This window comes from Xanthobacter dioxanivorans (assembly GCF_016807805.1).
Taxonomy (GTDB): domain Bacteria; phylum Pseudomonadota; class Alphaproteobacteria; order Rhizobiales; family Xanthobacteraceae; genus Xanthobacter; species Xanthobacter dioxanivorans.
In genome coordinates this window covers 5,789,056-5,801,076 of sequence record NZ_CP063362.1, presented here as the reverse complement: position 1 = coordinate 5,801,076, position 12,021 = coordinate 5,789,056, and the positions used below count along the sequence as shown (strand labels likewise).

At 69.8% G+C, this 12,021-nt stretch carries 8 protein-coding genes and 1 pseudogene; 1 reads left to right on the top strand and 8 read right to left on the bottom strand.

From position 1 onward, the window contains the following. Positions 1-43: 43 nt before the first annotated feature. Positions 44-586, top strand: coding sequence for an inorganic diphosphatase (gene ppa / locus EZH22_RS27015; RefSeq protein ID WP_203193434.1), 543 nt, complete (start codon positions 44-46; stop codon positions 584-586). Positions 587-769: 183 nt separating this feature from the next. On the opposite strand, the gene EZH22_RS27010 is transcribed toward ppa, so the two are convergent. The 8 genes and pseudogenes from EZH22_RS27010 to EZH22_RS26975 form a co-directional block, all read right to left on the bottom strand. Next, positions 770-3,445, bottom strand: a complete 2,676-nt coding sequence (locus EZH22_RS27010) for a nitrate reductase (RefSeq protein ID WP_203193433.1) — start codon at positions 3,443-3,445, stop codon at positions 770-772. 41 nt (positions 3,446-3,486) lie between these two features. Next, positions 3,487-5,112 carry a sulfite reductase subunit alpha gene (locus EZH22_RS27005; protein ID WP_203193432.1) on the bottom strand — a complete coding sequence of 542 codons (1,626 nt, stop codon included), beginning with the start codon at positions 5,110-5,112 and terminating at the stop codon, positions 3,487-3,489. A gap of 206 nt (positions 5,113-5,318) precedes the next feature. Continuing rightward, a pseudogene (locus tag EZH22_RS27000) lies at positions 5,319-7,093 on the bottom strand (NirA family protein). 11 nt (positions 7,094-7,104) lie between these two features. Beyond that, a complete protein-coding gene (locus EZH22_RS26995) occupies positions 7,105-8,322 on the bottom strand; it encodes an NAD(P)/FAD-dependent oxidoreductase (RefSeq protein ID WP_203193431.1) in 1,218 nt (405 codons plus the stop codon). A gap of 11 nt (positions 8,323-8,333) precedes the next feature. Further along, a complete protein-coding gene (locus EZH22_RS26990; protein WP_203193430.1) occupies positions 8,334-8,756 on the bottom strand; it encodes a globin family protein in 423 nt (140 codons plus the stop codon). A gap of 67 nt (positions 8,757-8,823) precedes the next feature. Further along, positions 8,824-9,618: an ABC transporter ATP-binding protein gene (locus EZH22_RS26985; RefSeq protein ID WP_203193429.1), complete on the bottom strand. Its 795-nt coding sequence runs from the start codon at positions 9,616-9,618 to the stop codon at positions 8,824-8,826. A 22-nt stretch (positions 9,619-9,640) separates the two neighbouring features. Next, complete coding sequence (ntrB, locus tag EZH22_RS26980) at positions 9,641-10,531, bottom strand: nitrate ABC transporter permease (RefSeq protein WP_203193428.1); 891 nt, start codon at positions 10,529-10,531, stop codon at positions 9,641-9,643. Between the two features lie 79 nt (positions 10,532-10,610). After that, complete coding sequence (locus EZH22_RS26975; protein WP_231711172.1) at positions 10,611-11,981, bottom strand: CmpA/NrtA family ABC transporter substrate-binding protein; 1,371 nt, start codon at positions 11,979-11,981, stop codon at positions 10,611-10,613. Between the last annotated feature and the right edge of the window lie 40 nt (positions 11,982-12,021).

Below are 12,021 nucleotides of genomic sequence, written 5' to 3'. Positions count from 1 at the left end.
GGCGCGCGTCCCGCGCGGACCGCAGCCATCAAGCGAGTGTGACATGCGCATCGATGCGATCCCGATCGGCAAGAACCCGCCCCACGACGTGAACGTGCTGATCGAGGTCCCCATCGGCGGCGAGCCCATCAAGTACGAGCTGGACAAGGCCGCCGGCACGCTCTTCGTCGATCGCTTCCTTTATACCGCCATGCGGTATCCCGGGAACTACGGCTTCATCCCGCACACGTTGTCCGGCGACGGCGACCCCTGCGATGTGCTGGTGGCGAACACCCGCGCCATCGTGGCCGGCGCGGTGATCAGCGTGCGGCCGGTGGGCGTACTCCTGATGGAGGACGAGGCGGGGATGGACGAGAAGATCATCGCCGTTCCCTCCTCCAAGCTGACCAAGCGCTACGACAAGGTGCAGAGCTATTCCGACCTGCCCGAGATCACCCTCAAGCAGATCGAGCACTTCTTCGAGCACTACAAGGACCTTGAGCCCAACAAGTGGGTGAAGATCGTGGGCTGGCGCGATGCCGCCGAGGCGCACAAGCTCATCCTCGAAGGCATCGAGCGGGCGAAGGCCGAGGGCAAGGACGCCTGAGGCGAGAACGCCTTTCTACACCACCCTACATGCCCGGGCTTGTCCCGGGCATCTTAGTCGGGCCAGCCGTGGGCCGGTCCGCTGGAGCGTTTTCGAGCGAAGTGGCGGCCGGTTCGCGTGAAGAAAACGCGATCACGCAAAGACTTATGGCGTTTCCCCGATTCCGTGAAACGGGGAAACGCTCTAGACAGGTACCATCGTCTCCGCCAGCAGCCGGCGAATCTCGGGCAGGCAGGAGCCGCAATTGGTCCCGGCCTTGAGCGTCTCGCCCACCGCCGACGTATCGCAGGCACCGCCGCGGATGGCCGCGATGATGGAGTCCTTCGGCACGCCGAAGCAGGCGCACACCAGCGGGCCGCCCACCGCCGCCCCCGCCCGCCGTCCCGAGAGCACCCGGCGCCGGTCCGCGGCGGAAACCGTCTCTTCCGCCAGAAGCCCCTTGAGGGCATCCCACGCCACGCGCTGGCCCGCCGGGCCGATGAATACCGCGAAGTCGAGGCGGCCCTCCTGGTCGAACGCCGCGGCCCGATAGAGGCCGGAGGGCGCGTCCACCAGCTCCGCCACATCCGCCGGGGCCGCCGCCTTCACCCACCCCGCCCAATCCTCCGGCCCGAGGTCGCCCGCAAGGCGCCAGCCGAAGCCGCCCTCCAGCGCCGCCCGTGCCCACCACAGGCCCGGCGGCGGCTTGATCCTGCGGCGCGCCAGGATGAAGCCCTCGAAGCGCGCCTCATAAGGCGCGATGGCGGCCGGAGTCGCCTTGGAATCGGGCTGGCCGGAGACCGGATCGGTCACCGCATGCACGAGCGGCCCCACCCGTCCGTGGGAGGAGGTGGCTTCGCTCCAATGGATGGGGGCGAACAGGGTGCCGCGCTTCTGCCCCGCGTCGGTCTTCACCTCCAGCACCGCCGCGCCGTGGGCGCTGGAGATCCGGGCGAGGGCGCCCTCCCGAAGGCCCAGCGGCGCTGCATCCTCCGGGTGGATGGCGACGAACGGGGCGGGGATGTGCGAGCCCAGCCGGGGCGACAGGCCGGTGCGGGTCATGGTGTGCCACTGGTCGCGGATGCGGCCGGTGTTCAGGATGAAGGGGAAGGGCGGCTCCGCCCGCACCGCGGCCACCGGCCGGGGGGCGACGAAGCGGGCACGCCGGTCGGGCGTAAAATAGCCGCCCTCGGCGAACAGGCGCGCCGTGCCCTGCGCCCGCCCGCGGGGCGCCGGCCACTGCACCGGCGCGAAATCCTGGAAGGCGGCGTCGGCAATCTCGGCGTAGGCGGAGATGTCGAAATCGCGGGTGCCGGCATTCTCGAAGCCGGACAGCGCCGCATGCTCGCGGAAGATGTCCGCCGGGCCGCGCCACCGGAAGGCGTCGGCATGGCCGAGGCGGGCGGCGACCTGCGCCAGCGCCCACCAATTGGGCTTCACCTCGCCCGGCAGGGCGAGGAAGGGGCGCTGGCGGGAGATGCGCCGCTCGGAATTGGTGACGGTGCCGTCCTTCTCGCCCCAGGCGGCGGCGGGCAGCATCACATGGGGACTGCAGGCGGCGGTGTCGTTGTCGAGCACGTTCTCGGAGAGCACGAACAGGTCGAGGCCGGCCAGCGCCGTGCGCACGGTGTCCGCCTCGGGCAGGCTCACGGCGGGATTGGTGCCCATGACCCACAGCGCCTTGATCTCGCCGCGGCCGATGGCGGCGAACATGTCCACCGCCTTCAGTCCCTCGTGCGTCGCCATGTGCGGCGCGCCCCAGAAGCGGCGGACCCGGTCCACCTCCTCGGGCGAAAAGCCCATATGGGCGGCGAGCTGGTTCGCCAGCCCGCCCACCTCGCGTCCGCCCATGGCATTGGGCTGGCCGGTGAGCGAGAACGGCCCCATGCCCTCGCGCCCCATGCGGCCGGTGGCGAAGTGGCAGTTGAGGATGGCGTTGACCTTGTCGGTGCCGACGGCGGACTGGTTCACCCCCTGCGAATAGCAGGTCACCGTGCGCGCGGTGTCCGCGAACAAGGCGAAGAAGCGCGCCACGTCGGCCTCATCAAGGCCGCAGGCGCGGGCGGTGGCGGCGGCATCCGGCGTCGCGGCGCGGGCGCTCGCCAGCGCCGCCTCGAAGCCGGTGGTGTGGTCGCGCACATAGGCCGCGTCGAAGGCGGAACTCTCGGCCAGGTGCGCCAGGAGCCCCGAGAAGAGCAGCGCATCGGTGCCGTGGGCCAGCGGCAGGTGCAGGTCGGCTTCAGCCGCCGTCTCGGTGCCGCGTGGGTCGATGACCACGAACCTTGTGCCGCGCGCCTTGCGCGCCGCCTCCATGCGGCGGAACAGCACCGGATGGCACCAGGCGGCATTGGACCCGACCAGGACGATGAGGTCGGCGGCATCGAGATCCTCGTAGGAGCCCGGCACCGTGTCCGAGCCGAAGCCACGCTTGTGCCCGGCCACCGAGGACGACATGCACAGGCGGGAGTTCGTATCCACGTGGGATGTGCCGATAAAGCCCTTCGCCAGCTTGTTGGCGGCGTAATAGTCCTCGGTCAGCAACTGGCCGGAGAGGTAGAAGGCGACGGCCCCCGGCCCATGCGCGTCGATCACCTGCCGCAGGCCCGCGGCGATGCGGTCGAGGGCCTGATCCCACGGCGCGCGCGCCAAGGCGCCGTCGGCCCCGCGCACCAGGGGATGGAGCAGGCGGGTGGACAGGCCGATGGTCTCCCCCAGCGCCGCGCCCTTGGAGCACAGGCGCCCCTGGCTGGCCGGGTGATCGCGATCGCCCTCCACCAGGGCGCCGCCGAGGCCGTCCGGGGTCGCCTTCACCCCGCAGCCGACGCCGCAATAGGGGCAGGTGGTCTTCACCGACGGGGGCGAGGCGAGCGGGGCGTTCATCGCGGGGCGTTTCCTGCCTGAGGCTGGCGTTGGTGTGTGCGTCAGTAGACGTCGGCCTGATAGCGCCCGGCCGTCTTCAGGTCGGCCACGAAGCGTGCGGCCGCCTCGGCGGAGAGGCCGCCATGCTCGGCCGCGACGGCGGCCACCGCGCTCTCCACGTCCTTGGCCATGCGCTTGGCGTCGCCGCAGACGTAGAAATGGGCGCCGGCGTGAAGCCAGGCCCACAGCTCCGCCCCCGCCTCGCGGATCTTGTCCTGCACGTAGACCTTCCGGTCCCCGTCCCGCGACCAGGCGGTGTCGAGCCGGGTCAGGGTGCCCGTGGCCTGGAGGCCGGACAGCTCGTCCTCGTAGAAGAAATCCGTGTCGCGGCGCTGGTGGCCGAAGAACAGCCAGTTGCGGCCGGGGGCCTTGCTGGCGAGGCGATCGTGCAGGAAGGAGCGGAACGGCGCGATGCCGGTGCCCGGTCCCACCATGATCACGTCCTTCGACAGGTCTTGCGGCAGGCCGAAGCCGTGCGCCTTCTGGATGTAGGCCTTCATCCGGGTGCCGGGCGCAATGCGGCCGCCGAGGAAGGTGGAGGCGACGCCGAGCCGCGTGCGCCCGCCGGTCTCATAGCGCACGGCATCCACCGTGAGCGTGAGCCGGCCGGGCGTGGCGAGCGGGCTGGAGGAAATGGAATACAGGCGCGGCTGGAGCGGCTCCAGGCATTCCACGAAGGCTTCCGGGTCGGGTCGGATGCCGGGGAATTTCTCCAGCGCCGCCAGCACGTCGAGGGTGGCTGCATCCCCGTCGGGATCCTCGCCGGATGCGAGGGCCTGGGCCTTCGCCTTGCGCTCGCCGCCGACCAGGTAGGAGATGAGGGTGAAGAGGGCATCGGGGGCGGATTTCAGGCACACCTCGCGGGAGAGCACCTCGCCCAGCGTCTTGTCGGCGATGGGGAAGTCCGGCGGGGCGTGGAGGGCGGCGAGCACCGCCGCCACGTAGTCCGGATCGTTCACCGGGAACACGCCGAAGCTGTCGCCGGCCACGTAGTCGATGCCCGAGCCGGAAAGCTCGAACTCGATGTGCCAGGTCTCCTTCTCTGAGCCGTCCCTGTTGAGACGGGTGCGGCCGAGGAAGGTGACCTCGCCGGGATTTTCGCGGCTGCCGCGCGGCGCCGGCGCGTGGGCCTCGGCGGGCGCGGGGGCGGCGGCGGCCGCGGGAGCCGGGGCGGCGGGGGGAGCCGACGTTTCCTCGGAGAGCTGCTTGAGCATGCGCAGCGTCTCCTTGCCGCCGGGGGCGCAGAGGTTGAGCTTGCTCTCGGCGCCGGCGGCCAGCGCCCTGGCGTAGCTCTCGCAGACATAGCCGCACTGGCCGCAATCCTGCTGCGCCATGGCCGCCATCATGCGGCGGGGCAGGGGCTTGCCTTCCGCCAGCTTCATGCGCTCGGCCATGGGCATGGACGGGTCGTGCCAGGGCGCCCCGTCGTCCTCTTCCGCCGGGGCGGAGGCCGGCAGGTCCGGCATGAGGGCCGCGGCATCGCCGGCCGACAGGGCCATGGGCGCCGCAGACGGGCCGGCCGAGAGGATGGCGGCGAAGAAGCCGTTCAGCCAGGCACGCTGCTCGGCGGTGAAGGGGGCGCTCTCCGGCAGGACCGGGACGAGGGGGATGCGGGTCTGGAGGCTCATGGCTCAGGTCTCGGTGTTCAATGAAAGTGCCTGCGGCACTTGAGCTCTTGCGCTGGGTCCCGGCTCGCATTCCGCTGACGCTGCATGCGTCCGGGACACGAGGCCGGTTCGTGTTCCGGCCGACTGCAACGAAGCACAGCGCAGTGAAGGGAGAGCCGGGACCCGGCGCTCGACTTTTGCGCAGCGGACAATGCGAGGCGGCTCCCTCATGCCGCTTCCACCAGCGCCTTGAGGGCGTCCGGGTCCATGCGGCGGGTGAAATGGGCGAAGGGCTCGCCGTCCCGGCGGTTCGCGAGCCAGCCCTTCAGCAGCCCCTCCACCACGTGCGGCGCGTCTTCCGCCTTCACGTCGCGATAGAGCTCGCGGGCGATGGCGGCGTCCGTGCCGAAGCCGCCGCCGACGAAGAGGTGATAGCCATCGACGGTGTCGCCGTCGTCATTGACGGCGACACGCGCGCCGATGAGGCCGATGTCGCCGATATAATGCTGGGCGCAGGAATTGTGGCAGCCGGTGACATGGATGTTCACCGGCCCGTCCAGCGCGAGACCCGCAGCGTCGATGCGTTCCTCGCAATGGGCGAGGATCGCCCGCGCCGTGCCCTTGGTGTCCGCCGCGGCGAAGCGGCAGCCCTTCGATCCCGTGCAGGCGACGAGGCCGGCCTGCAGCGGCGTCGCCCGGGTGGTGAGGCCGAGCGCCGCGATGGCCGCGCAGGCCTCCTCCACCTTCGCGTCGGCGATGCCCGAGACGAGCAGGTTCTGCCAGACGGTAAGGCGGATGTCGCCGTCGCCGAGGCGCGCCGCTATGTCGGCGATGCCGTGCATCTGCGCTACGCTCATGCGTCCCGCCGGCAGGCCGACGCCGATATAGTTCAGTCCCGCCTGCCTCTGCGCGTGGACGCCGAGATGGGCGAGGCGGTCGGCCTCGGCGCGGGGGCCACCGCTTCCGCCGGCACGCGGGTGAGGGGATGGCCGAGCTTGTCCTCCACCCGCTTCAGGAAGCCGTCGAAGCCCATGGAATCGAGCACGTATTTCAACCGGGCCTTCTTGCGGTCGGTGCGGTCGCCGGTATCGATGAAGACGCGCACGATGGCGGCGGCGACATCGGTCGCCGCGTCGGGGCGCACGATCACGCCGGTGTCGCGGGCAAAGTCCTTGTGGCCGGTGATGCCGCCCAGGGCGAGGCGCAGCCAGACGCCGGCGTCGACGCCGAAGCCGCCCTTCACCTCAACCGCCTGGAAGCCGATGTCGTTGGTGTCCTCCAGCGCGCCGATCATGCCGGCGCCGTCGAAGGCCACATTGAACTTGCGCGGCAGGCCGTACATGTCGCGGCTGTTCAGGATGTAATGGTGCCATTCACGGGCCAGCGGGCGGGTGTCGAGGAGTTCCCGGGGGTCGATGCCGGCGGTGGGGGTGCCGGTCACGTTGCGGATGTTGTCCGCGCCGGAGCCCTTGGCGGTGAGGCCGAGGCCGACGAGGCCCTCCAGCACGGCGATGCCGTCGGCGGCGGGGATCTCGCGGATCTGCAGATTGGCCCGGGTGGTCACGTCCGTGTAGCCGCCGCCATGGTTGCGGGCGATGTCGGCGACGCCGCGGAACTGCCAGTGGGTGAGGATGCCGTTGGGAATGCGCAGGCGGCACATGAAGCTGTCCTGCGCCGGAGCCACATAGAACAGGCCGTGGAACTTCCATCGGAACACGTCGGGTCCCTTGGGGAACGTGCCCTCGTGCGCCGCCGCGCGCATGCGGTCGTAAGAATCGAGGCCCAGCTCCTCGCGCTTGCCCTTCTCCTCGGGGGTGAGCTTTTTCCCTTCCGCCTCGAAGCGCGCCATGGCCTTCAGGCCGGCCGCGTCCGGTCCCGCGGGCTCGGCGGCGGGCGCCGGCACAGCGGCCGGCCCGCCGCCGCGGGTGACCTGCACCGCTTTGGCGCCGGAGACGAAGCCTTCCAGATAGCGCTTCTGGTCCAGGGTGAAATCGCCGCCCATGGGTGTTCTCCTCAGGCCGCTGCGGCGATGGCGTCCCGCCCGAAGGCGAGATCGGCGCGCATGGCGGTGATGGGGGTGCGGTTGGTGATGAGGTCGAGATAGAACAGGCCATCCGCCGTGTCGCCGAACAGGACGGCGCCCGCGAGCAGGCCGTCCTTCACGATGAGCCGGCGGTAGACGCCGAGGCCCCGGTCGGTGAGCACGATGTCTTCCGTGCCCGCGCCGCCGGTGACGTCGCCCGCCGAGAAGACGGGCACCCCGGAAATCTTCAGGTTGGTGGCGACCACCGATCCTTCGTAGCGCGCATCCTCCCCGGCGAGGCCGCGGGCGAGGACGCGGGCCTGATCGTAGGCCGGAGCAACGAGGCCATAGGCGATGCCGCGATGCTCGGCGCATTCGCCGATGGCGAAGATGTGGGGATCGCTGGTGGCGAGGGTGTCGTCCACCAAGATGCCGCGCTTCGCCTCCAGCCCCGCCGCGCGGGCGAGGTCCGCGTTGGGGATGACGCCGCAGGCGACGACGAGGAGGTCGGCGGGAATGACGCGGCCGTCCTTCAGGCGCAGGCCGGTGACCTTGCCGGCATCGCCCTCGATGGCCTCGCTCGCCGCCGCGAGCAGCACCTCGACGCCGCGCGCCTCCACCGCCCGCTTCAGGAAGGCGGCCGCCGCGGCATCGAGCTGGCGCTCCATCAGCCGGTCCATGAGATGGACGAGGCTGGTCTTCACCCCTGCTCCGGCGAGGCCCACGGCGGCTTCGAGGCCGAGCAGCCCACCGCCGATGACCACCGCCCGTGTGCCCTTCACGGCGGCGGCGGCGAGGAGGGCCTCCACGTCCTTCAGGTCGCGGAAGGTGTGCACGCCTTCCAGGTCCATGCCCGGCAGCGGCAGGCGGATGGGGTGCGAGCCCGTGGCGAGCACGAGCTTCGCGTAAGGAAGGCGCCGGCCGTCGCTCAGCACCACCTGCCGGCGGTCCCGGTCGATGGCGGCGGCGGGCGTGCCGTATTGCAGGGTCACGCCCTTCTCGCGCCACCAGGCGGCGGGCTTCATCTGCGCGTCCTGCGCCTTCATGTGGCCGGCGAGCACTTCGGAGAGCAGCACGCGGTTGTAGGCGAGATGCGGCTCCGCCCCGACCACGGCGACCGCATAGCGGCCAAGGGCGCGGGCGGAAAGCTCCTCGCAGAGCTTCGCCGCGGCCATGCCGTTGCCGATGACGAGGAGGGGCTCGCTCATGGCCGCGTCCCTTATTCGGCCGCGATCCGCGCCTCGGCGGCGCTGATCATCACGGAGGAGAGAAGGCCGTAGGCTTCGGTCCAGGCCGCTTTCACCTCGGGCGTGAAATCGGCGCCGAGGCCCTGTTCCAGGGTCCACAGCAGGGCCGCGCCCACAGGCGCGTAGTGCTCGGTCTTCACGCCGTAATCCACGTGCTTGCGCGCCAGCGCCTCGGCAGCGGGAACGACCTTCGGCAGGTCCTTGAGGCCGGCCACCACCACGCCGAGGGTGGACATGAGCTTTGCGCCCTGCACGCTCATGTCGCCCTTGAACAGCGGCTTCACCTGCGGCGCGATCTCGAACAGCCGGCCGTAGAACAGCGCCGCCGCCTGGTCGGAGATGGGCAGCACCTTGCGGAAGGAATCCTGGATCAGGTCGATCTGGCTCGGAACCATGACAGCCTCCTCGGCTCTCGAACGGAAGGAGGGAGCGGGCGCATGGCGCGGCCCGCTCCCTTCGCGGTCAGGCGGCCTCGACGAAGCGATGGCGCTCGTGGAGGAACTTCAGCACCGCCTCGCGGGCCTTGAGGTAGGTGGGATTGGCCACCAGCTCGAGGCGCTTGCGCGGACGGGGCAGGCTGACGTCCAGCACCTCGCCGATTCGGGCGGAGGGGCCGTTGGTCATCATCACGATGCGGTCGGAGAGGAGCACCGCCTCGTCCACGTCGTGGGTGATCATGAGGATGGTGTTGCCCAGGCTCGCATGGATCTGCATGACGCTGTCCTGCAGGTGGGCGCGGGTGAGGGCGTCGAGCGCCCCGAAGGGCTCGTCCAGCAGCAGCACCTTGGGCTCCATGGCCAGCGCCCGGGCGATGCCGACGCGCTGCTTCATGCCGCCGGAGATTTCCGAGGGGCGCTTGTCCTTGGCATGGCCCATCTGCACGAGCTCGAGATTGTGCAGGGTCCAGGCATCCCGCTCGGCGCGCGAGCGGGTGCCGGAGAACACCTTGTCGACGGCGAGGCGCACATTGTCGTAGACGGTGAGCCACGGCAGCAGGGAATGGTTCTGGAACACGACGGCGCGGTCCGGGCCGGGGGCGTTGACCTCCTTGCCGTCGAGGATCACCCCGCCGGTGGTGACGCTGGTGAGGCCGGCGACGATGTTGAGCAAGGTGGACTTGCCGCAGCCGGAATGGCCGATGATGGAGATGTATTCGCCCTTGGCAATGTCGAGGGAGATCTCACGCAGGACTTCCGTGGTGGCGGAGCCGCGGGTGAAGGTCTTTCCGATCTGGCTGAGCTCGAGATAGGCGGACATGGGATGCTCCTCGAAAGTGCGATCAGGAAGCCTGGGTGCCGCGGGTGGCGATGGAGCCGACGCCGGCCACGAGCCGGTCGAGCACGAAGCCGACCACGCCGATGTAGGCGAGGGCGACGATGATGTCGGGCAGGCGCGAGGAGTTCCACGCATCCCAGATGAAAAAGCCGATGCCGACGCCGCCGGTGAGCATCTCCGCCGCCACGATGGCGAGCCAGGAGAGGCCGATGCCGATGCGCAGGCCGGTGAAGATGTAGGGCGCTGCGGACGGCAGCATGATTTTCCAGAAGAATTCGATGGGATTCAGCCGCAGCACCAGCGCCACGTTGCGGTAGTCCTGCGGGATGTTGCGGATGCCCACCGAGGTATTGATGATGATCGGCCAGATGGCGGTGATGAAGATCACGAAGATGGCCGAGGGATTGCTGTCGCGGAAGGCGGCCAGCGCCAGCGGCAGCCAGGCCAGCGGCGGCACGGTGCGCAGCATCTGGAACAGCGGGTCGAGGCCGCGCATGGCCCACACCGACTGGCCGATGACGGCGCCCATCAGCACGCCCACCACCGCGGCGAGGCCGAAGCCCACGGCCACGCGCTGGAGCGAGACGAGGACCCGGAGGCCGAGGCCGATGTCCTGCGGGCCGGCGACGAAGAAGGGATCGAGGATCAGGTCTTTCGAGTCCGCCCAGATCCGGCTCGGCGGGGGCAGGGTGGCGCCGGCGCCGGAGCACAGGATCTCCCACAGCAGGCCGAGCAGCAGCACCACCACCAGCGGCGGGATGACGGTTGCGGCGACCGACTTCGCATAGCCCGGCCAGCGGGATGGGCGGGCGGCGGCGGGTTTCAGGCGGACCACGTCAGCGCTGCCGGAGCGCCGGGCCTCGCGGGGCGGGTCTTTCAATGCGGTGACGGACATGAGGCGGGGCTCCGGTTCTGGTCGTCGGAAGTTCGGGCCCTCCCCCGCGGCCGGGGGAGGGGCTGCGGCCCTGGGCCGGTCAGGCGTCGACGCGCTTGATGCCGAGGCTCTTGAGGTAGGCCTGCGGGTCGGCGGGGTCGAAGACCTTGCCGTCGAAGAAGGTTTCCTTGCCCCGCGAGGTGCCGGCCGGAATGTCGGATGCGGGCAGGCCGAGCTCTTTGGCCGCCTCGCGCCAGATGTCCTCACGGTTCACCTTGTTGACGAGGGCATTGATGTCCGTCGAGGGGTCGAACTTGCCCCAGCGGATGTCTTCGGTGACGAACCAAGCGTCATGGCTCTTGAAGGGATAGGAGGCGTGGTCCTTCCAGAACTTCATGTACTGGTCGGAGCCCTTCACCACGCGGCCGTTGCCGTAATTGATGTCGCCCTTCAGGCGGCCGATGATGTCGGCGACGGGGACGTTGAACCACTGGCGCTTGCCGACGATCTCGGCGAGCTCCTGCTTGTTCTCCATCTTGTCGCACCATTGCTGGGCTTCCATCACCGCCTTGAGGATGGCGCGGGTGGTGTTGGGGTTCTTCTCCACGAAGTCGGCGCGCATGCCGAGCGCCTTCTCGGGATGGTTCTTCCAGATCTCGCCGGTGGTGCAGGCGGTGAAGCCGATGCCCTGGTTGACGAGCTGCTCGTTCCACGGCTCGCCCACGCAGAAGGCGTCCATGTTGCCGACCTTCATGTTGGCCACCATCTGCGGCGGCGGCACCACGATGGTGGAGACGTCCTTGTCCGGGTCGATGCCGGCGCTCGCCAGCCAGTAGCGGATCCACAGATCATGGGTGCCGCCCGGGAAGGTCATGGCGACTTTGACTTCCTTTCCGTCGGCCTTCTTCTTGGCGAAGGCTTCCTTCAGGGCCTTGGCGTCGGTGGTGACCTTGAGGTCCTTGTATTCGTTGGAGACCGAGACCGCCTGCGCATCCAGGTTGAGGCGCGCCAGCAGGTACATGGGGGTCGGCACGCTGTTCTGGGTCACCTTGCCGGTGGAGATGAGGTAGGGCATCGGGCTGAGAATGTGGGCGCCGTCGATGCCGTTCTTCTCGCCGCCGAGCACGAGGTTGTCGCGGGTGGCGCCCCAGGAGGCCTGCTTGGTCACCTCCACGTCGGGCACGCCGTGCTTGGCGAACAGGCCCTTCTCCTTGGCGATGACCAGCGGCGAGGCATCCATGAGCGCGATGTAGCCGAGGATGGCCTTGGTGGTTTCCGGCGCGGCGGCATAAGCAGACGGCACGCCGCCGGGGAACGCCATCCGCACGGCATCGAACAGGGCAGCCGTGCCGAGCGCGGCGGCGGAGCCCTTCAGGAGCGAACGGCGGGAGACGCCGGCGGCGGCGCCCTCCTGGCTGGCGGGGGATTGTGCGGAAGACTGTGCAGGCCTGGTCTTCGAAGCGTCGCTCATTCTCATTCCCTCTGGATCGGCGGACGGCTCAGAGGGGACC

Coding starts and splice junctions, on each gene's coding strand:
- ntrB (WP_203193428.1), bottom strand. CDS start 10,531: ATGTCCGTCACCGCATTGAAAGACCCGCCCCGCGAGGCCCGGCGCTCC.
- EZH22_RS26990 (WP_203193430.1), bottom strand. CDS start 8,756: ATGGTTCCGAGCCAGATCGACCTGATCCAGGATTCCTTCCGCAAGGTG.
- EZH22_RS27010 (WP_203193433.1), bottom strand. CDS start 3,445: ATGAACGCCCCGCTCGCCTCGCCCCCGTCGGTGAAGACCACCTGCCCC.
- EZH22_RS26995 (WP_203193431.1), bottom strand. CDS start 8,322: ATGAGCGAGCCCCTCCTCGTCATCGGCAACGGCATGGCCGCGGCGAAG.
- EZH22_RS27005 (WP_203193432.1), bottom strand. CDS start 5,112: ATGAGCCTCCAGACCCGCATCCCCCTCGTCCCGGTCCTGCCGGAGAGC.
- EZH22_RS26985 (WP_203193429.1), bottom strand. CDS start 9,618: ATGTCCGCCTATCTCGAGCTCAGCCAGATCGGAAAGACCTTCACCCGC.
- EZH22_RS26975 (WP_231711172.1), bottom strand. CDS start 11,981: ATGAGCGACGCTTCGAAGACCAGGCCTGCACAGTCTTCCGCACAATCC.
- ppa (WP_203193434.1), top strand. CDS start 44: ATGCGCATCGATGCGATCCCGATCGGCAAGAACCCGCCCCACGACGTG.